20 protein-coding genes and 1 pseudogene are annotated in these 19736 nt (G+C 45.4%); 13 read left to right on the plus strand and 8 right to left on the minus strand.

Going from position 1 to position 19736, the window contains the following annotated elements; all coding sequences use genetic code 11:
* Positions 1-38: 38 nt before the first annotated feature.
* The 3 genes and pseudogenes from PLE7327_RS15995 to radA form a co-directional block, all read right to left on the minus strand.
* A complete protein-coding gene (locus PLE7327_RS15995; protein ID WP_015144844.1) occupies positions 39-968 on the minus strand; it encodes a LysR family transcriptional regulator in 930 nt (309 codons plus the stop codon).
* Between the two features lie 254 nt (positions 969-1222).
* A pseudogene (locus tag PLE7327_RS16000) lies at positions 1223-2183 on the minus strand (glutathione S-transferase family protein).
* Positions 2184-2236: 53 nt separating this feature from the next.
* Entirely contained in the window at positions 2237-3793 is a 1557-nt protein-coding gene (gene radA / locus PLE7327_RS16005; RefSeq protein ID WP_015144845.1) for a DNA repair protein RadA, read from the minus strand.
* 218 nt (positions 3794-4011) lie between these two features.
* Between radA and rpaB the strand changes: the two genes are divergently transcribed.
* From rpaB to PLE7327_RS16040, 7 genes are all read left to right on the plus strand, one after another.
* The gene (gene rpaB / locus PLE7327_RS16010; protein WP_041392237.1) at positions 4012-4740 is read left to right on the plus strand and encodes a response regulator transcription factor RpaB; all 729 of its coding nucleotides are present in this window, start codon (positions 4012-4014) and stop codon (positions 4738-4740) included.
* Between the two features lie 73 nt (positions 4741-4813).
* Positions 4814-5485 (plus strand): cofactor assembly of complex C subunit B, encoded by a 672-nt coding sequence (locus PLE7327_RS16015; RefSeq protein ID WP_015144847.1) that lies wholly within the window; start codon positions 4814-4816, stop codon positions 5483-5485.
* 329 nt (positions 5486-5814) lie between these two features.
* Entirely contained in the window at positions 5815-6423 is a 609-nt protein-coding gene (locus PLE7327_RS16020; protein WP_015144848.1) for a gamma-glutamylcyclotransferase, read from the plus strand.
* A gap of 28 nt (positions 6424-6451) precedes the next feature.
* Positions 6452-6940 carry a thioesterase family protein gene (locus PLE7327_RS16025; RefSeq protein WP_015144849.1) on the plus strand — a complete coding sequence of 163 codons (489 nt, stop codon included), beginning with the start codon at positions 6452-6454 and terminating at the stop codon, positions 6938-6940.
* Between the two features lie 27 nt (positions 6941-6967).
* Complete coding sequence (locus PLE7327_RS16030; protein ID WP_015144850.1) at positions 6968-8365, plus strand: TldD/PmbA family protein; 1398 nt, start codon at positions 6968-6970, stop codon at positions 8363-8365.
* A 57-nt stretch (positions 8366-8422) separates the two neighbouring features.
* Positions 8423-8917 carry a hypothetical protein gene (locus tag PLE7327_RS16035; RefSeq protein ID WP_015144851.1) on the plus strand — a complete coding sequence of 165 codons (495 nt, stop codon included), beginning with the start codon at positions 8423-8425 and terminating at the stop codon, positions 8915-8917.
* Positions 8918-8942: 25 nt separating this feature from the next.
* A complete protein-coding gene (locus tag PLE7327_RS16040) occupies positions 8943-9566 on the plus strand; it encodes a class II aldolase/adducin family protein (RefSeq protein ID WP_015144852.1) in 624 nt (207 codons plus the stop codon).
* 6 nt (positions 9567-9572) lie between these two features.
* Here PLE7327_RS16040 and PLE7327_RS16045 read toward each other — a convergent pair whose 3' ends face one another.
* From PLE7327_RS16045 to petJ, 4 genes are all read right to left on the minus strand, one after another.
* The gene (locus PLE7327_RS16045; RefSeq protein ID WP_015144853.1) at positions 9573-10460 is read right to left on the minus strand and encodes an ABC transporter substrate-binding protein; all 888 of its coding nucleotides are present in this window, start codon (positions 10458-10460) and stop codon (positions 9573-9575) included.
* 70 nt (positions 10461-10530) lie between these two features.
* Positions 10531-10743: a DUF2839 domain-containing protein gene (locus tag PLE7327_RS16050; protein ID WP_015144854.1), complete on the minus strand. Its 213-nt coding sequence runs from the start codon at positions 10741-10743 to the stop codon at positions 10531-10533.
* 62 nt (positions 10744-10805) lie between these two features.
* Positions 10806-11186, minus strand: coding sequence for a DUF2358 domain-containing protein (locus tag PLE7327_RS16055; protein WP_015144855.1), 381 nt, complete (start codon positions 11184-11186; stop codon positions 10806-10808).
* Positions 11187-11743: 557 nt separating this feature from the next.
* Positions 11744-12079: a cytochrome c6 PetJ gene (gene petJ / locus PLE7327_RS16060; protein WP_015144856.1), complete on the minus strand. Its 336-nt coding sequence runs from the start codon at positions 12077-12079 to the stop codon at positions 11744-11746.
* 192 nt (positions 12080-12271) lie between these two features.
* On the opposite strand from petJ, the gene petE reads away from it, so the two are divergent.
* The 5 genes from petE to PLE7327_RS26265 all read left to right on the plus strand — a co-directional run bounded on the left by petE (position 12272) and on the right by PLE7327_RS26265 (position 18066).
* The gene (gene petE, locus PLE7327_RS16065) at positions 12272-12652 is read left to right on the plus strand and encodes a plastocyanin (protein ID WP_015144857.1); all 381 of its coding nucleotides are present in this window, start codon (positions 12272-12274) and stop codon (positions 12650-12652) included.
* Positions 12653-13003: 351 nt separating this feature from the next.
* Complete coding sequence (gene ligA, locus PLE7327_RS16070) at positions 13004-15025, plus strand: NAD-dependent DNA ligase LigA (protein ID WP_041393435.1); 2022 nt, start codon at positions 13004-13006, stop codon at positions 15023-15025.
* Between the two features lie 209 nt (positions 15026-15234).
* Positions 15235-15879, plus strand: a complete 645-nt coding sequence (hisB, locus tag PLE7327_RS16075; RefSeq protein WP_015144859.1) for an imidazoleglycerol-phosphate dehydratase HisB — start codon at positions 15235-15237, stop codon at positions 15877-15879.
* Positions 15880-15919: 40 nt separating this feature from the next.
* On the plus strand, positions 15920-16726 hold the full coding sequence (locus PLE7327_RS16080; RefSeq protein WP_015144860.1) for a biotin--[acetyl-CoA-carboxylase] ligase: 807 nt from the start codon (positions 15920-15922) through the stop codon (positions 16724-16726).
* A gap of 35 nt (positions 16727-16761) precedes the next feature.
* Positions 16762-18066: a M23 family metallopeptidase gene (locus PLE7327_RS26265; RefSeq protein ID WP_015144861.1), complete on the plus strand. Its 1305-nt coding sequence runs from the start codon at positions 16762-16764 to the stop codon at positions 18064-18066.
* A gap of 215 nt (positions 18067-18281) precedes the next feature.
* Here PLE7327_RS26265 and PLE7327_RS16090 read toward each other — a convergent pair whose 3' ends face one another.
* Positions 18282-18971: a riboflavin synthase gene (locus PLE7327_RS16090; RefSeq protein ID WP_041392240.1), complete on the minus strand. Its 690-nt coding sequence runs from the start codon at positions 18969-18971 to the stop codon at positions 18282-18284.
* 232 nt (positions 18972-19203) lie between these two features.
* On the opposite strand from PLE7327_RS16090, the gene PLE7327_RS16095 reads away from it, so the two are divergent.
* The gene (locus PLE7327_RS16095; protein ID WP_015144863.1) at positions 19204-19713 is read left to right on the plus strand and encodes a bifunctional nuclease family protein; all 510 of its coding nucleotides are present in this window, start codon (positions 19204-19206) and stop codon (positions 19711-19713) included.
* The last annotated feature ends 23 nt before the right edge of the window (positions 19714-19736 follow it).

Genomic DNA, 19736 nt, shown 5'->3' on the forward strand with positions numbered 1-19736 from the left:
TCTTGGCGATCGCTAATTGCTAATAATTAATCGCTTTATCAAACTGTGGCAAGCAGATTGAGAGAGGGAACCCGTATCTTTTGACTTTCTTGCACGAGATAGTCTAAGAAAGTCTGAGAGATAACAGATAGTTGTTTTCCCGTTAGATAAGCTGCATACCAGCGACATTTAATCGGAAAATGTTGTACGTCTAAGATCGCTAGTTCGCTATTAGACCCCTCACCAAGTAGGGTGTGTTGGGAAAGGACAGAAATGCCTAAACCTCCAGCGATCGCCTGTTTGATTGCCTCATTGCTTCCCAGTTCTAACCTGACCTTCACAATGACTTTGTGCCTTGCAAACAGTTGCTGGACGGCATGTCGCGTCCCCGAACCCGCTTCCCGCATGATGAAAGGTTCGTCGTTAAGGCGTTGGATGGGAATGTTCCTCTCCATTGCCAAAGGATGATTTCGCGGTGCCACCACCACTAATGGATTATCCAGAAAAGACTGGGTGGACAGATCCATATCTTCTGGAGGATGGCTGAGGATATAGAGGTCATCCTCATTTTCCATCATGCGCTTTTGAATAAGCTGATGGTTGGTTACTTTGAGTGAAATATCAATCCCAGGATATTGCTGACAGAAAGATCCTAAAATACGAGGGATGAAGTATTTCGCAGTTGTAATTACGGCAAGCCGCAACTTTCCCTGCTTAGTTCCCTTTAAGTCAGCAACCTTCATCTCGAAGTTATCTAGCCTTTCAAAGATTTCCTGACAGGTCGCCAGTAATTCTTTTCCGGCTTCGGTTAGATAAAGGCGTTTGCCAATTTGCTCGAACAATGGTAGACCAACAGCTTTAGTCAATTGTTTGATTTGGCTAGACACCGTCGGTTGGGTGATAAACAATTCTTCGGCTGCGCGGGTGAAACTACCGTGGCGAGCAGTGGTTTCAAAAACGACTAGCTGATGTAGGGTTGCTTGAATCAATTTAACGTCCCCCGTGAGTGAAGTTTGGCTTCATCAGCAACTATCTCTAGGTCAACGTTTCGATCTCATATAGGATCTTTCTCATATAGGATCTTAACGTTGCTTTTATCATAGATTTAAATCAATCATTTTACAAGTATCATTTGATTATTTCTATGATAAATTTGGCAAATATCAGCCATATAGAGATTATGTGGCAGGAGATTCGAGCGCTCGCCAAGGTTAAGCTTATGAAATGCGATCGCTTCAACCAACTATCGATCGTAAGGTTCGTCTAAATCAATAACAGGTCCTTTGGGGACAAGACCGCTGGGATTAATATGAGGATAGCTCATATAATAATGCCGCTTAATATGGTCTAAATTGCAGGTTTCTTTGATGCCAGGATATTGATACAGTTCTTTGAGATAATTCCATAAATTTGGATAATCCCAAATGTGACGAATATTGCACTTAAAATGTACGTAATAAACCTGATCGAAACGCAGCAGGGTAGTAAACATGCAAAAGTCTGCTTCTGTCAGCACGTTGCCCGTTGCCGCATAAATATCTCTGTTTTTCTAAGACTTTTTCCCAGTAATCTAAAGCCTCAAAAAGTTCTGTTACAGCCTCTTCATAGGCTTCTTGAGAGGGAGCGAATCCAGCTCGATAAACCCCATTGTTAATGGGTTGGTAAATGGCATCAATTGTTCGAGCGATTTTTTCCTTCAAGTCTTCTGGACAAAAGTTCACTTTCTGGCGAGCAAACGCTTCAAATTCCCAGTCGAACATTCGTATAATTTCGCGGGATTTATTATTCACAATCGTATTTTTCTGCTTGTCCCACAAGACAGGAACGGTGACTCTTCCCGTATATTTTGAATCGGCTTTAGCATAGATTTCCCGCAAATAATTCGCTCCATTAACTGTATCGGGAATAGAACCTGGATACTCAGAAAATTCCCATCCTTCATCTGCCATCAACGGGTCAACAACCGACAAACTAATAACCTCTTCTAGTCCCTTTAATTGCCGCATAATTAAAATCCGATGCGCCCAAGGACAAGCATAGGAAACATAGAGGTGATAGTGGTTGGCTTCTGCTTTGAAATCGCTCGAACCATCAGCCGTAATTTGATTGCGAAACATTGTGGGGTTGCGTTGGAAGCATCCTTTCGTATCCATTCGATACGCTTCCTTTTTCCATTCCCCTTCTATCATCATTCCGATAGCCATAGCAATTTTTAGAGCAGAGCATTAAAGACAGATTATAGCGAAGCTCTATAAGTTTAGTTCATATTTTCATCGTTAATAGAATCTTCATCATCCTCCACTGAGATATCGCCTCCAAAGCGGCGTTGCGGGGGAATCGCTGCGATTATCGCATCGATCACCTTGGCTACGGGGATAATTTCTAAGCCCAAATCGTCTGGAAACGCTTGTCCTCTGGGCACGATCGCGCGTTTAAACCCCAGTTTGGCCGCTTCTTTGAGCCGCAATTCCATTTGCGAGACTAAGCGCACCTGTCCGCCTAACCCGACTTCTCCTATTAATACGGTACGCGGATCGACGACGCGATCGCGAAAACTGGCAACCACAGCAATCGCAACTCCTAAATCCGCCGCAGGTTCTTCCACGCCCAACCCGCCAGCAGAAGCCACATAAGCATCCAATTTCGATAGGGGAATGCCGACTCGCTTTTCTAGGACTGCCAGAATTTGTTGTAGGCGGTTGTAATCTACCCCCGTCGTCGAACGTCGCGGCGAAGCATAGCTAGTCGGACTGACCAACGCTTGCAACTCTACGACAATCGGACGAGTTCCTTCGCAGGCAACCACCGTCGCCGTACCGGGAGCGAGTTCGTCGCGGTTGCCCAGAAATAACTCAGAGGGATTGGCGACTTCATCTAAGCCATGCTCTACCATTTCAAAGATCCCGATTTCGTGGGTGGCTCCGAAGCGGTTTTTCACCGAGCGCAACAGACGATGAGAGGCATAGCGATCGCCCTCAAAATATAGCACCGTATCGACTAAATGTTCCAATACCCTTGGACCCGCGATCGCTCCTTCTTTAGTCACATGACCGACAATAAATAACGTGATATTTTCTCGCTTTGCCACCTGCATCAATGCCGAGGTACATTCTCTCACCTGAGCGACCGAACCGGGAGCCGAAGTTAGCGAGGCAAAATAGAGGGTTTGAATACTGTCGATAATTGCCACCTGGGGTTTAAGAGATTCCAATTCTCGGAGAATTTCTTCTAAATCGGTTTCGGGGAGAACATAGAGATTGGAATTTCCCTCTTGTAGCTTGTCTTGTGAGGATTGATGACCTTTTTTCGCCTTGCCATTGCTCGTATCTTCCCGTTCAAAAGAAGATGTCTGCGTCACGCCCAAACGAGAGGCGCGCAACTTAACCTGTTGTCCCGACTCTTCGGCGGATACATAGAGAATTCTGGGCAATCGCTGAGACAGTTGGTTAGCGACTTGCAGCAATAGCGTCGATTTACCAATGCCGGGATCTCCCCCAATTAGCACCAGCGAACCTGGAACGATGCCCCCGCCCAGCACCCGATCCAATTCTCCATATCCAGAAGGAAACCTGGCTTGAACTTCGTGGGTGATTTGCGAGAATTTGACGGATATTCTTGGTTGAGCGGGACCTTTGGTTTTGCCAACCGTGCGAGTAGACGATTGCCAGCCTCCTCGACTGATTCCAATCGAATTTTGTATGACAACTTGCTCTTCCAAGGAACCGTAGACTCCACAGCTCGGACATTTGCCAAACCACTGCGGCGATTCTGCTCCACAGGCACTGCAAACGTAAATTGTTCGAGATTTCGGCATTTGAAGTTTTTTTAAAAAATTGTTAAATCCATTCAGATAAAGAGCAAAATATCCACCAGCCTCAACAATTAAGTAAACTTTAAAAAAAGCCCAATCGAGCCAATATACAAGGCAATTTAGGGTTAATAATAACGGGAAAGAGATATTCTAGTAACAGAGGCACTCAAAAATTAACTTAAGAATTAGCAAATTTATTTAAAAAAGGAGTGTTGAGTAACTTGGAGATTCATAAAGAAAAAATCTTGGTTGTAGATGACGAAGCCAGCATCCGCCGAATTTTGGAAACTCGTCTCTCCATGATTGGCTACGATGTCGTTACGGCTGCCGATGGAGAAGAAGCCCTCGAAGTCTTTCATCAGACCAATCCAGACTTGGTAGTCTTGGATGTAATGATGCCCAAGCTCGATGGCTATGGCGTTTGTCAAGAACTCCGCAAGGAATCTGATATCCCCATCATTATGTTAACCGCTTTGGGAGACGTTGCCGATCGCATTACGGGTTTGGAGTTAGGGGCTGATGACTATGTAGTCAAACCTTTTTCTCCCAAGGAATTAGAAGCTCGCATTCGTTCGGTGCTGCGACGAGTCGAAAAAAATGGTACCCCCGGCATTCCCAGTTCTGGGGTGATTCATGTGGGATCGATTAAAATCGATACCAACAAGCGACAAGTTTACAAGGGCGACGAGCGCATTCGTTTGACTGGAATGGAGTTTAGCCTGTTAGAGTTATTGGTCAGCCGTTCTGGAGAACCTTTCTCGCGCTCGGAGATCTTACAGGAGGTGTGGGGCTATACCCCCGAACGCCACGTCGATACCCGCGTCGTTGACGTTCACATCTCCCGCTTGAGGGCAAAGTTAGAAGATGACCCTAGCAACCCAGAATTAATCCTCACCGCACGGGGAACGGGATATTTATTTCAACGAATTCTAGAACCCGGAGAAGAGTAAATTGGTCATTTGTCCTTTGTCATTCGTCCTTTGTAGACTGAACTAATGACCAATGACTAATGACTCATGACGAATGACTAAATCCGACGATCCCAATCGAGTGGTGCGGCTGCTTCCTCTATTTGTTGGCATTTTGGGAGGAATATTGCTGCTCCTTAATCGTTTGACAACCGCTCAGTTGACAGAATCTCAAGCTCGTTCCGATGCGCTAGGCACGATCCTTAGTGCTATATTGATTCTAGTCGGTTTGCTTTGGCAGCAAATCCAGCCGCGATCGCCCGATGCAGTTACTCTGATTGGCAAAGAGGGAATGGAGTTGGCTTCGGAGTTGCCCGATGCGGTTAAAACCGAACTGGCTTGGGCATCGCACCTCTTATTAACCAATACTGTAACAAAATCCTTAGTCGTTTACTACCAAGGAAAAGTTCTCCTGCGGCGGGGAATATTGACAGATAATCCCCATGTAAAACCCGGTCAAATCGTTCGGCGGGTGTTGGAGACTCACAAACCAATTTATTTGGTCGATCTGAAACTTTTTCCAGGACGCATAGAATTTGATTATCTGCCAGAAAATACCCAAGGGCTGATCTGCCAACCGATGGGCGACGGAGGCGTTCTCATTTTAGGGGCTAATGTACCCCGCAGCTATACCAAGCAAGACGAAAATTGGATTGAGGGAATTGCGGACAAATTGGGAGAAACCCTCAGTCGCTATAGCCATGAAATTGTCGCTTGCGAAAAATAAACGGGATTCAATCCAAAAGTTCGATCCTCCTTGCGATCGCGTTAAACTATTTGGAAATAGCGCGGCTAAATTTTAAAATTTTAATGAACTTGGTAAAAATACGTAGACAAGATCCTGGTGAAATGTTATCAAAGTACTGTTAGGGGTTAATTGGTCAGTGGGACTGATAGAGAGCGTTTATACAGAAGAAGATTAATTCGATTCTTAAAAATCGCTATATAAATAAGCTCTCAGTCCCTCTTATTTTTTTATTTTAAAATTTCAGTACCAGCAGAAAAACAAGCTAAAAAGTAAAATATACTATCTTTAGAAACAACTTGAAGCTGTTCATGGAAGAGCGGCAAATAGAACAAAATCGCAATTACATATCGCAGAATTTACCACTAAAAACTTCTCTGTCCAACCATCAGGGAAGCCATTGGCAACCCCAACAACTGAGCGAACCATCTTTCTATTATTTTGCCTATGGATCTTGTATGTGTCCGGTGGATTTAAAGCGATCGCTCGGCGAAAACACTCATCACTACGTCATCGGAACTGGAGTTGTTAAAGGCTATCGTCTCGGATTTTATCGCCGCTCTCTACGTCGTAACTGCGGTGCTTTAGATATCGTTCCCGATCCTAGTTCTTACGTCGAGGGGGTATTGTATAATTTACCTTGGCGATTGAGCGATCTTCTCGACGAACGAGAAGAAATTCCCTGCAACGGATACCGCCATGAATTCGTCAATGTATACCATGGTAGACAAATTTATCGCAACGTTCGGACTTATGTCGTCGTCGATAAACTAGAAGAAGAATTAGCACCTAACGACTGGTATTTGAATGTAGTCATTCGCGGTGCGGTGACTTGCGGACTCTCAGAAGAATACCGCTGGAAATTGTTCCATCACATGTACCAGCTACAACAAAAGTCAAAATCGATCGAGTTAAAATAACAAAGAACAAAAAACGCTATGTGATAACTTGTCCGAGCAACAGCAACCCCAATTATCGCCGACAACTGCGATCGCAACCGATGACGCTCTCAGAGCGACTACAGAAGTATGGTTTGAATACGCCGTTCGCGCTCAACCTCATCATACAGACTACGGCGGAGTGGTCTGGCACGGTTCTTACCTTACCTGGATGGAAGAAGCGCGAGTCGAATGCTTGCGCTCCATGGGCATAGATTTTGCCGATTTGGTAAGGTTAGGTTGCGACCTACCCGTAGTCGAAATGTCCGTTCGCTATCATCGAGCCATGCGGTTAGGAGAAGCGGCTATCGTCAAAACTCGCATGACCGAGATAGCAGGAGTCAGAATTAATTGGGACTATAAAATTCAGATGCCACAAGAAGAAGAATTGTATTTGACAGGGAGAGTTACCCTAGTTGCGATCGATCGCGAGAAAGGCAAAATCATGCGCCAGCTACCTCCAGCCGTAAAGGATGTCTTGATGAGGCTGATTCAATAGTAGAAATTAAAGCTTGCAGATATAGCCATGTCAAACCAATTTTCCGACTACAAAAATTTACTTGCCGAGCTGATAAATCGCTATCGCGATCGCATCGATTTTTTAGCCATTCGCATAGAACAAGCAGAAGGAACGAATATCTTATTGCGAGGAGACAAGGTAGAAACCCTTAGCGAAGGCATTTCGATTGGCGGCCAGGTGAGAGCAGCTTATAAAGGCGGTTGGGGGTTCGCTACCTTTAACCAATTATCTACCCTAACCGATCGCGTCGAAGAAGCCATTGCCGCTGCCAAAATGGTAGGAGAAGAAGAGACGATTCTCGCCCCAGTCGAACCCGCGCAAGTCGTTTGCCAACTGCCACTAACCGGAACCGATCCGCGTCACGTGCCGCTAGAGCAGAAAAAAGCCCTCTGCGATCGCTACAATGAGCTTCTTCGCGCCTATAGCGATCGCGTCGCTACCACCTCTGTCCGCTACGGCGATACCACCCAGCGCGTTATTCTTGCCACTTCTGAGGGAACCTTAATCGAGCAATCCTGGGCAGACATGGAAATGCGCTTTTCCGCTACCGCTAGAGATGGAGAAATCGTGCAGACGGGGCGAGAAACAACGGGTTCTCGCAAGGCTTACGAAGATTTAACCCAGCTAGACGAACAGGTGCGGGGTGCCGCTCAACGGGCGGTAAATGCGCTTTCCTTGCCATCAGTCAAAGGCAATACTTACACCGTTGTCATCGATCCCATTCTCGCAGGTTTATTCGTTCACGAGGCATTCGGACATCTCTCGGAAGCGGATATGCTCTACGAAAATCCCGACTTGTTAGAAGTCATGAGTATAGGGAAACGGTTCGGTCCCAAAGAGCTACAAATCTTTGACGGCGCTGCCCCCCAAGGACACCGAGGCAGTTATTTCTACGACGATGAAGGAACCCCCGCAAAAACCACTCAATTGATTAAAGATGGCGTATTAGTCGGGCGGTTGCATTCCCGCGAAACGGCAGGTAAGTTGGGCGAACAGGCGACGGGAAATGCTCGTTGTCTCAATTATCACTATCCCCCAATCGTTCGCATGACCAACACCTGGATCGAGCGAGGTACGACACCTGTAAAAGAGTTATTTGCAGGAATTCAAGAAGGAGTATACGCTCGCAATTGGTTGGGTGGCATGACCAATGGAGAAATGTTTACCTTTAGTGCAGGAGAAGCGTGGATGATTCGCGATGGCAAAATTGCCGAACCCGTGCGCGATGTGACGCTATCGGGAAATGTATTTAAAACCCTGGCAAATATCGAAGCGATCGGCGATGATTTCTACTGGGATGAATCGGGCGGTTGCGGTAAGGGCGGACAAAACGGTTTGCCCGTCGGTTGCGGCGGTCCGAGTTTGCGAATTCGCAATGTCGTCGTGGGAGGCGAAGCAATGTAACATTAATCGGCAATCGCAGTATTATTGGACGACTTTGCGAGTCGTTAAATAGTTAAGATGAACGATATCTTCGCAAAATTGACAGTAGCCACTGCTCTATGTACTCCGAGTTTTACGGCGATCGCGGCTCAACCGACCCAAGCAGCTACCGTCTTTTGGGATTTGGAGTTTTTTGACTCTCCTAGTGGCGAGCAAATCGGAACTGGAGGGTTTAGTTATGACGATTCAGAACCTTTTGAAGGTACTATTCCTAGTCCCGTTCCCTACATCCCTGAATTTCCCGACATTACGATTCGCAAAAGCGATAACTGGTATGCTTTGGAAAGTTTTTCAGCAACTATAGCGGGTGTCACCTGGAATTTAAGTAACGGACGTTGGACTGCAAACATTGCTGGTCAAGTAGACGAGTTTTTTCCATACGCTGCACTTTTTGCCTGGCAACCTCCTGAGACAGATACTTTTCCAGGAAGCGGTGGCGGACTTCGTGCTATTGATACTTATCCCAGATACATTTTATCAGTCATTAGCGATCGCCAATCGGGTGAAGAATAAAAGTAAAAAAAATGACAAATGACAAATGACAAACACAATTGATGAAGGGTATGTAAAATATCAATGCCATTGGATTAACTCGTTACCCCTTTCTAATAATAAAATTCAAGACCTCAATCGATGGAGAAATAAACTCTATCAATTGGGTTTAATTGGCGAATATCCTAATGGCATAGGATTTGGCAACCTTAGCATTCGCCATCCCGATAAACCCAGTCAATTTATTATTTCTGGTACTAAAACAGGAGGGTTGCCCGCCTTAAACGAGCAACACTACACGACAGTTATTGATTACGATTGGGAGCGAAACTGTTTGACTTGCGAAGGACCAATACAAGCTTCTTCAGAAGCATTAACCCATGCAGCTGTTTATGAAGCCAACCCAAAAATTAATGCAATTATTCACGTTCACCATCTCAAACTCTGGCAAGAATTAATGGATAAAGTTCCAACAACGGCAAAAAATATTACTTACGGTACGCCAGAAATGGCAAAGGAAATTATTCGATTGTGCCGAGAAGAGAATTTGGGTGAAACGCAAATTTTAGTGATGAGCGGACACGAAGAAGGAATTATTGCTTTTGGCAAACAATTGGATGAGGCAGGGAGTTTGCTGTTGCAATACTATAAAGATTTCGTTAAATCTTAATCTTATTTATGATGCTTTCAATACCTGTTTTAGTTTCGCACAAGCTTCTTCAATTTTGTCGATGCTGCCAGGGTTGACTAATCCATAATAATCAAAAACATACACGCGATCGCGCTGAGTGGCTTTCAATTGACTCCAGAAAGGTTGGGCTTTAAATTCTTCAAGTAATTTTTGTCCGAATGATTCTACAATTAACAAAACTTCTGGATTAGCTTGGAGAATTTTTTCAGGAGAAAGTGTAATATAACCAGAAAAAGCAGATTTTCCTTGGAATTCTGCTGCTAAATTTTTCGCATTAAATTTCTCTAATAAATCGCCCGCCCAACTATTTTTATTGGGAGCTAAAATTGGTTGGCGACTGACCAAAACTAAAGTGGATAAATTTTGTTGGGGAAGATCGGTTAAAAAGGTTTGATAGCGTTTTAATAAAGGAGTTGGATCGGCGCCAATTTTTTGAGCTAAATCTTGAGTAATTTCTGTTAAAGCATTCCAATTATTTATATCGGTGGACAGCGTAGCAATTCCCAACTCTTTTAATTTGTTAAGAGTTTGGTCGCTAAATCCTTTAGCACCGATGACTAAATCGGGTTTGAGAGCAACAATTTTTTCTAAATTAGGTGGGGTTTGTCCTTCGCTAACTATAGGAATATTTGTAAAGCGATCGCTCGATTTGAGCAAGCTACTGCCTGCGATTCCAACCAGTTTATTTTTATCTAATCGTTCGATAATATCGGCGGTTAGCGAAGTTAAAGCTACCACTCTCTCAGCCGATTCGACAGAAGAATTGGAAGAAATGGCAGGAAGATTGACATTTTGATTTTGTGCCGTACCACAGGCAATTAAAAGGATGCTGCACAGAAAAGCTAAAAGCCTAGTTAAGCAATGACGAGACATAATTCTGACTTCAGTTGTGCTTGAAGTCTAAAGGAAATCGAGACCAGATCGCAAACGAGCTAGAGTTTTACTACTGAATTTCCCACCAACCAAAAGCGGGTCCGATAAAGCGAATGGTCACCCAAATAACGGCTAGAGCACCGATACCAATCCATGCCACTCTTGTGGTTAATTTGTACAGGTTTTCTGCTTGACTTTTGGTTACTGGCAGCCAAGGAAAGATTCTTTCTTCTTGACCGTATTTATCGCCTAGTGCAGCTTTACGACGCTTAGCTTCACCCATAGCCGAACTCTTACATGTGTTTCAGCGTATTTTTTCCCCTCGATTCTATCACGCGAACTCTTCTATTTGGGAAATAGATGTTGTTTGATTACGTCCAAACGAGAGCAGTGCCAGTAATCGACGTGAGAGACAATCATTTCTTGTTCGTCGAGCTTTAGTTCGCTTCTGCCAGGGATGGTAATGCGAGGTTTCCAAGGAATGGGAGTCGTCCAGTTGAGCGTCCATTCAGTGTGGATGGTATCTCCCTCTCTCCGAATGTCGTGGAGCTCCATTTTAATGTCCTGAAACCAATTACTCATAAAACCAATCATCTCTTTATAGCGTGCAATTCCCCGAAATTCATTGAGAGGATCTTTGAAATAAACGTTTTCGGCGTAAATACTATAAGTTTGATGGGCGGGAAATCGCTGATAGTCGTCTTTGAGAATTTCGATAATATCCATCTCAATTTGTACTTTTTAGCTTATATGTAGCAATTCGATTTGAATTGCGGACGGAGTGCGATCGTCTTGCTCGCGCGCAAGCGAGACGCTCACACTATATTTTTACAAATCATTTAGGTTGGCTATAAACTTTTGATATGCCTATCCGTTAAGTATTGGTTGTAGATGTAGCGAACGATCGGATGGCTCCAGACCACGGGAACGATGTTGCCTGCTTTTTAAAGACAATTAGATTGTTCAAACAGTGACCTATTTTAAGTAGGTAGACAAATATTAATTACAAATTTTCTTCCCTTTTCCAAATCTTCGGGGATGAATTGAATTTTGCCTAGATACCTAAAAACAATAGTTGGTTCGATCTACAGGCAGATCGGCATCCTTCCTCAAGTCTCCTTCTTTTAGGAATGCTAGATCTATGCCTGCATGACCAAACAATTAACCATTAATGAAACAGCGTTGCTGCCTAACCAAGCTTGCGAGTCTAGTAACCTATATCAACCTATATCTTTGAGCTAGCCTTCATAGACTCAAATAATTGCAACTTGATTTGACTCGCTTTAAGACCAACCTTTTTCTGCTTGAGACAAGACATAATTGGCTACGTCATCGATTTCTTGCTCGCTCAAGCGACCCGCAAAAGCTGGCATAGCATTTTTTCCTTTGGCAATCTGAGTCTTAATTGCTTCTAGTGAATTCATGCTGTACTTCTCTAAATCGCCTTTTTGCAGCGTTTTCGCTGCATTGACTACATTCTTGCCGCCGGCATGGCAAGCAGCGCAATTGGCAGAAAACAACTTAGCTCCTTTGGCTAAATCTCCAGCTAGGGCAGGACGAGTAAAGGTTAAAGTAAACAATGCCAAAACTAGCAAGATTAAAGACAAAAATCTTTTCATTGAGTTCTCCTCTCGTTTGCGTATCGAACCGTAGATTATCGTCGGCAACGGTCGATCTTTTGTCAAAAGACAAGCTGTCGAACTTCTGTAGTAGGATCTTGTATGGAGCTAAAACAAGCAAATTTTAGGACTCCTGTCAAAAGACAAACTGTCAAACTTTTGTAGTTGGATAATTTTACTGAGCGAACAAAAATGTCGAAGAAATTAGCTGTATTACTTGCCACCATTTTGCTAGTCATTTCTAGCTTCGTTATTTCCGCTGCTCCTGCTGCGGCAGAAACCTATACGGTCAAAATGGGTTCGGACAGCGGCTTGCTGAAGTTTGAACCCGACACCTTGACCATCGAAGCAGGCGACACCGTAAAATGGGTGAACAACAAGCTGGCTCCTCACAACGTGGTTTTCGACAGCAGCAAAATGGATGAAGCTATAGCCACCAAAATGTCTCACAAAAATCTTGTCTTCTCTCCCGGCGAATCCTATGAAAGCACCTTTGACGAACCTGGAGAGTATACTTATTACTGCGAACCCCATCGCGGTGCGGGTATGGTTGGCAAAATTATTGTGAAATAATTCGGAATTCAAAATTCCTAGAGACATTCCACGAACGTCTCTACTGACTTCGATTCGATTGACTGCTCCAGCAATAGAAGCAAGAGAAGAAAAACCCCACAGCTCAATTCTGTGGGGTTTTTGTGGCATAAATATATTGCAAAATCAGCATCCAGAGTGTTTTTTGAATTAAGTTCGTTTGAGAAAGGTGCAAGATCTCAGTTTCTTGTTATTATCTCGTTGCGATCGCGAGTTTTGGGATTGCGATTGAAGCTTTGCGAGTACTGTCTACCTTGGTTAAGTTATGCTCGATCTGAAAGCTATTTAAATCTATCAATTTTTGAGATCGATCTGAGATTACAAGAGGAGAAAGTGACATCCGTAACGCCAGAAATCCGACAGAGAGTCGAACGACTGCGGCAACAACTGCTTAAAGCTAACTATGCTTACTACGTTCTCGATAACCCTATTATGGAAGACTCGGTTTACGACCGATTGTATCGAGAACTGCAAGATTTAGAAACCCAATGTCCCGAACTGATTGTACCCGATAGTCCAACTCAGCGAGTAGGAGATCGACCTGCCTCTCAATTTACCTCCGTTCGCCATAACATTCCTCTCTACAGCCTAGAAAACGCATTTAGTCTAGAAGAATTGGCTAAATGGCAGGAACGCTGGCAGCGTGTAGTCCCCGATGTCAAACAAGTTGAATACGTTTGCGAGTTAAAAATCGATGGAAATGCTTTAGCATTGACCTATGAGAATGGCGTATTCGTGCGAGGAGTCACGCGGGGAGATGGCGTTACTGGGGAAGATATTACCCAGAATGTCCGTACTATTCGTTCTATTCCTCTGCGATTGCACCTAGAAACGCCGCCACCGATTGTAGAAGTACGAGGAGAAGCATTTTTACCTCTCGATGAATTTGACCGAATCAATCAAGAACGAGCACAAGCCGGAGAACCTCTCTTCGCTAACCCCCGCAATGCTGCTGCCGGGACGCTTAGGCAACTCGATCCCAAAATAGTCGATAAGCGACGATTAAAGTTCTTTGCCTATACCTTGCACCTTCCCAACCATAACACGCTCAAATCCCAATGGGAAGCTCTAGAGTTTCTCAAAGAAATGGGATTTGCTGTCAATCCCAATTGTAAGCTGTGTCAGTCTTTAAAAGAAGTAGAGGAATACTTCCAATACTGGGAAACGGGAAGGCGAACCCTACCCTACATGACTGATGGGATAGTTGTGAAGATAAATGACTTTCAACTGCAAGAAAAACTCGGCTTTACGCAAAAGTTTCCTCGTTGGGCGATCGCGCTTAAATATCCCGCCGAAGAAGCTCCTACCATAGTAAAAGAGATTGCCGTCAACGTAGGACGCACTGGGGCAGTCACGCCGCTCGCGATTATGGAACCCGTGCATTTAGCGGGGACGATCGTGCAAAAAGCTACCCTTCATAATAGCGATCGCATTGCCCAATTGGACATTCGCGTCGGCGATACGGTTATCGTTCGCAAAGCGGGAGAAATTATTCCCGAAGTCGTCCGCGTCATGCACGAACTGCGTCCCCCCGATAGCCAACCCTTTCAAATGCCAACCCACTGTCCCGAATGCGGTTCGCAATTAGTGCGTCTCGCTGGCGAAGCCATAACGCGGTGCGTCAATAGTTCCTGCCCGGCTATTTTACGCGCTAGCATCGTGCATTGGGCTTCTCGCGATGCTTTAGACATTCGCGGATTGGGAGAAAAAATCGTAATTTTACTGATTGAAAACGGATTGATTGAGTCAATCGCCGATTTATATGACTTAAAACCCGAACAAATCGCTTCCTTAGAGAGAATGGGAACCAAATCTGCCGAGAATTTGGTCAATGCGATCGCCCAAAGTAAAGAGCGACCTTGGTCTAGAGTTCTTTACGGATTGGGCATTCGTTATGTCGGTAGCGTTACAGCTAAATTATTAGCCGATAATTTTCCCTGTGTCGAACAATTATCCCAAGCTTCGATTGCCGCCTTAGAATCTGTTTACGGGATCGGTGCAGAGATTGCTGAGTCCGTATACGATTGGTTTAAAATTCCTGCCAATCAAATGCTAATTCGGCGTTTACAAGCGGCAGGCTTACAGTTGGCTAGTACTTCCACCTCAAAAGGCGATCGACTTACGGCTTTGGCAGGTAAAACCTTTGTGATTACTGGAACTCTGCCAACTCTCACCCGCGATGAAGCCAGGGATTTAATTGAAAAAGCAGGCGGAAAAGTCACGGGTTCGGTCAGTGCTAAAACAGATTATTTAGTCGTGGGAGAAAAAGCCGGTTCTAAACTAGAAAAAGCCCAACAGTTAGGAATTACTCAACTTACGGAATCTCAATTATTAGACATCCTGCAAAAATCATAAAATTTAATTCCCATTTGGGGAAAGAGGAAAGAAAAAACTTTTATATCTCTTTTTCCCTTGTCCCTTTTCCGGCATCTAGATTAATGGATTGTCTGAGTCGCGATTGCGTTTCTTGGCGCAGCCAATAATTCTTGAATACTCTGTACTGACGATCGCTAAACTGTTATCTTGGACATAAAAGCGATCCATCCAAAAGTTAACTCAATACCATGCCAACGCGGGATCTTCACTTTCCAACCTCTCCCGATCTGGAATTGCCCTTTCCGGCAAGGACTGCCTCAGTTAGCCGCACTACAAAAGAAACCGACGTAAGCGTAAGCCTCAATCTTGACGGACGAGGAAATTGTAAGGCAGCGACGGGCATTCCTTTTTTAGATCACATGCTGCACCAAATTGCTTCTCACGGGTTAATCGACTTGGAAGTGCGGGCAACGGGAGATATAGAAATTGACGACCACCACACCAATGAAGACGTAGGAATTACATTAGGTCAAGCCTTGGCCAAAGCATTGGGCGATCGCAAGGGCATCATTCGCTTCGGTCATTTTCTCGCCCCCTTAGATGAAGCCCTCATTCAAGTGGCACTCGACTTTTCAGGAAGACCGCATCTGAGTTACGGGTTACAAATCCCTACCCAACGAGTAGGAAATTATGATACTCAGTTAGTCAGGGAATTTTTTGTTGCCTTGGTCAACCACAGCCAAATGACGCTTCATATTCGGCAATTGGATGGTATCAATTCTCACCACATCATCGAAGCTACTTTCAAGGCATTTGCTAGGGCGACGCGAATGGCAATAGAAATCGATCCCCGTCGCGCCGATGCCATTCCGAGTTCTAAAGGAGTTCTGTAAATGCTTCTCAATAGCAGAGCAAAAGAAGATTGAAAAAAACATGGCGTCTTGGCGCGAGAAAAAAATGGGATTGGATCGACAAAAACTCGCAGCAGAACTCCTCAAATTTTCCGATAACAAAACACTGCAACAATTATCAATTTATCTCTACGAAATTATCCCTTCGACCAACCAAATTCTTTGGGAACTGCTCGATCGCAACCTCAAACCTCCCCTAGCAGCAATCGCTGCCGAACAAACCGCAGGACGCGGACAGTGGGGGCGGCAGTGGCAATCTCAGCGAGGGGGACTGTACCTATCCGTTGCCATAAATCTTAATATCCCGGCAAGCGATGCGTCCCATTTAACCCTCTTTAGCGCTTGGGGAATTGCCGAGGCATTGCGCTGCCACGATCTACCCGTTTTTTTGAAATGGCCCAACGATCTCATTTTGGAAGGACGCAAACTGGGCGGCATTAAAAGCGAAACCCTCATCCAGCAAGGAATAGTCGCTCAAGCTGTTATCGGCGTAGGCATTAACTGGAAAAATCCCGTACCAGAAGTAGGGATTAATCTCCAGTCTTTTCCCGTCATTCATTCTCTCGAACAGTTAGCCGCGATCGCAATTTATGGCATATTTTTTGGATATCAACACTATCTATCCAATGGGGTAGAAATTTTGCTACCCTCGTATTTAAACCTTTTACAAAGTATCGGACGCGAGGTGACAGTCAATGGCAGTCCAGGAGTCGTTGTCGGCGTAAATTCCAAAGGAGAATTGCGAGTGCGACTGCATTCCCCAGGAGCTACTACAGAAATTCATCTACCATCCGGTACAATAAGTCTCGGTTACGACGAGCAACTCTAAGTCAATTCAATCTACTGTAGAAGAGTGAGGCAGCAATGAGTCAGCCATCGTCCCAAGAGGCGAATCCCGTCAATCCTAAAAATCCTGTCCATCCCTATCGCCTGCTCAAGCAAGGTATGGGATTAATGGGCGGACTCAGTATTCTGGCGAGTGGATTGGTCTGGATCCCAGCCAAAGCAACTACTAACACATTTATCGTTCCAGATTCTTCAATTCCTTCAGATCCACCGCCAAAAGCGATCGACCTCGCTCCCCCTGCGCCGGCAAAGCGCATGAAACCGATTGTCAGAGAAAATCCTGTAAAAACTACGGTGACTCGAACCGCCCCGATTGAGGTTCCCAAACCTTCCGCAAAAACGCAACTGTCCGCTCCCAAAGTTTCTACCTCTTCCTCGACCGCAGAAAACGACGCTTCGGGGATTCGTAACCTCATTCGCCAACCTCAGTCAACTCAGACAAGCTCCGTTTCTGGGCTGGCCAATCCGGGAAAGAATAGCTACATCGACCCAACCAACTATAACCGAGATGAAGTCGAAAATTACGCAGCCCCAAGCGCTGTGATTATGAGCGATCGCGCGACGGGATGTAGCAGCATTTCTCAAAATGGAAAACTAACCAACGGCACCTGCGGCGGCACAGCCAAAAAGCAACGCGCGATCGCGACAAAAACTCGCCTAGCTTCATCGCCAATACAAGTTGCCAGCAGGGCAAGAACTTCCGGAGAACTAAAATCTACCAGCTATAAAACTCGCCCAACCGCAATCGGTTCGGTCGTTAAGCCACCTGCTTCTATTGCCTTAGCTCCCGTTCCCAAGTACAGTCGAGCAACGATAACCTATCATTATCCTCAAGTCCCTTCCCAACAACGCAGAACGTCCCTCATTTTCCCCTTACCCATTCCTGCTAATATTACCTCTGGCTTTGGCTGGCGAATTCATCCCATCACGGGCGCTAACAGAATGCATGAGGGAACCGATATCGGCGCACCGCAAGGAACTCCCGTACTCGCTACTTACCACGGCGAGGTAGCTGTCGCCGATTGGATGGACGGCTACGGATTAACGGTGATTGTACGCCACGAGAAAGGCACTCAAGAATCTCGTTATGCCCACCTATCAGAAGTCTTCGTCAAACCAGGCGACTGGGTCAACCAGGGAACTGTTATCGGACGAGTCGGTAGCACGGGAATGTCTACAGGTCCCCATCTCCATTTTGAATGGCGACATCTGACGAATGAGGGTTGGGTGGCTGTAGATGCGGGACTGCATCTCGAATATGCCCTAGATAATTTAATGCGTGCCATGCAGATGGCCGATACCAACGCCGAACCGCAAGGGTAAGTAAGAAAATTTCGCTCCATGCGTCAGTTACTCTCAATTTTTTAGCTTTGGCGATCGCCTTTTTTGGGGTAGCGGACTAATTCCAACCAGAGCAATGCCTAATGATGATGCCTTACTCCAGCTAGGAGAAAGCATTATTTTTTCCTAGAAGGAAGCAATCCCAAATGATTCATAAAATAGGCTGTAGTGCGAGCAAGATGCTCGCACTACCATATTTACAAATAGCCATGCTCCGCTAAAAAAGTAAGGCTAAGATCTTCTTGGGCACTATCGGGGGCTAAGCGATGATTGAGTAACTTATCGACATATTTGCCCAGAATATCGCCTTCTAAATTAACCAAATCGCCGATATTGAGATAGCAAAGGTTCGTTTCGGCATAGGTGTGGGGAATGACCGCTACCTTGAACCAACTGCCGCGCTCGTCGCAATCGGCAACGGTTAAACTAATGCCATTGACGGCAATGCTGCCTTTGGGAATGATATAACGGGCAATGCGAGAGTGCCATAGTTCGGACATGGACGGCGGTGCGGCGAAGGTCATTTCCCAAGACTTTTCCGTTGAGACTGACTCGACCAAACATCCCAGCCCATCCACATGACCCGTGACGAAATGTCCTCCCAGTTTGCTGCCTACTCGGAGAGACGTTTCTAAATTGACATAATTGCCTGCCTGAGAGCGCTGTCCTAGCGTAGTCCGCTGCAAGGTTTCTGGAGAGGCAGTGGCTACGAAGCCATCGGGCAAGATTTCTTCTACAGTCAGACAAACGCCATCCACTGCCACGCTATCGCCGATCGCTAAATCTGACAAGATGATGGAGGCAGCATTTCCCTTAATTGACAAGGCAAAGCGATCTTGCCCCAGCGATCGCATCGTTCCTATTCCTTGAATTAATCCTGTAAACACCGTTCTTTATTTGAGACAATAGAAGTAGTATCAGAGCGAAGGGAGTCACAGAGAGCGTCTTGGCTTAATGTATTTTTTTCATGAAGTTAAAAACTATTCCCCCCATCTTGGGGCATACTGTTTGTTGGGTGCCACGCTAGGTGTAGTCCACTGCTCAATCCTAACAATCTTCCTTCCCTTTTTACCTTTTGATTCTTTGATTAACGCCGACCTTACTTGAGAGGCTGAGCTTATGATTGAAATGAGAGTTGCTGGAATTGCCTTGGATGCCGTTACTCGTAGCCCGATCGTGCTGCTCAAAGACGGCTCGGATCGTCGCGCTCTGCCAATCTATATCGGGCAAGATCAGGCTAGGGCGATTATCGGTGCCCTTGAGCAACAAAAACCTCCTCGACCGCTAACCCACGATCTGCTCGTCAATCTCCTAGAAGCATGGGAGATGGAATTAGAGCGCGTTATTATTCATTCCCTACAGGATAATACTTTCTATGCCGTTCTATGCATAACTCAAGGAGAGAAGAAAAAAGAGATTGATTGTCGTCCCAGCGACGCGATCGCGATCTCCCTGCGCACGGGCGCCCCCATCTGGGTCATGGAAGAAGTCGTAGCCGATGCTTCTATTCCCGTCGATCGCGAGGCTGATGAAGAAGAACGCAAAGCTTTTAGGGACTTTGTTGCCAATTTGCGACCCGAAGACTTCATTCAACGAGGAGGCTTGGGCAACGAGAATGAATCTTCTTAATTGTCTTGCGCTTAAAGCTCTAA

It is taken from the genome of Pleurocapsa sp. PCC 7327, from assembly GCF_000317025.1.
Classification (GTDB): Bacteria; Cyanobacteriota; Cyanobacteriia; order Cyanobacteriales; family Microcystaceae; genus Hydrococcus.

Excerpts from the sequence above, each read along its gene's own strand:
- PLE7327_RS16080 (WP_015144860.1), top strand. The coding sequence starts at position 15,920 with ATGGCGTCTTGGCGCGAGAAAAAAATGGGATTGGATCGACAAAAACTC.
- petE (WP_015144857.1), top strand. The coding sequence starts at position 12,272 with ATGTCGAAGAAATTAGCTGTATTACTTGCCACCATTTTGCTAGTCATT.
- PLE7327_RS16050 (WP_015144854.1), bottom strand. The coding sequence starts at position 10,743 with ATGGGTGAAGCTAAGCGTCGTAAAGCTGCACTAGGCGATAAATACGGT.
- PLE7327_RS16040 (WP_015144852.1), top strand. The coding sequence starts at position 8,943 with ATGACAAACACAATTGATGAAGGGTATGTAAAATATCAATGCCATTGG.
- PLE7327_RS16095 (WP_015144863.1), top strand. The coding sequence starts at position 19,204 with ATGATTGAAATGAGAGTTGCTGGAATTGCCTTGGATGCCGTTACTCGT.
- PLE7327_RS16030 (WP_015144850.1), top strand. The coding sequence starts at position 6,968 with ATGTCAAACCAATTTTCCGACTACAAAAATTTACTTGCCGAGCTGATA.
- PLE7327_RS16020 (WP_015144848.1), top strand. The coding sequence starts at position 5,815 with ATGGAAGAGCGGCAAATAGAACAAAATCGCAATTACATATCGCAGAAT.
- radA (WP_015144845.1), bottom strand. The coding sequence starts at position 3,793 with ATGCCGAAATCTCGAACAATTTACGTTTGCAGTGCCTGTGGAGCAGAA.
- PLE7327_RS16045 (WP_015144853.1), bottom strand. The coding sequence starts at position 10,460 with ATGTCTCGTCATTGCTTAACTAGGCTTTTAGCTTTTCTGTGCAGCATC.
- PLE7327_RS16035 (WP_015144851.1), top strand. The coding sequence starts at position 8,423 with ATGAACGATATCTTCGCAAAATTGACAGTAGCCACTGCTCTATGTACT.
- PLE7327_RS16015 (WP_015144847.1), top strand. The coding sequence starts at position 4,814 with ATGACTAAATCCGACGATCCCAATCGAGTGGTGCGGCTGCTTCCTCTA.
- PLE7327_RS26265 (WP_015144861.1), top strand. The coding sequence starts at position 16,762 with ATGAGTCAGCCATCGTCCCAAGAGGCGAATCCCGTCAATCCTAAAAAT.
- PLE7327_RS16055 (WP_015144855.1), bottom strand. The coding sequence starts at position 11,186 with ATGGATATTATCGAAATTCTCAAAGACGACTATCAGCGATTTCCCGCC.
- hisB (WP_015144859.1), top strand. The coding sequence starts at position 15,235 with ATGCCAACGCGGGATCTTCACTTTCCAACCTCTCCCGATCTGGAATTG.
- petJ (WP_015144856.1), bottom strand. The coding sequence starts at position 12,079 with ATGAAAAGATTTTTGTCTTTAATCTTGCTAGTTTTGGCATTGTTTACT.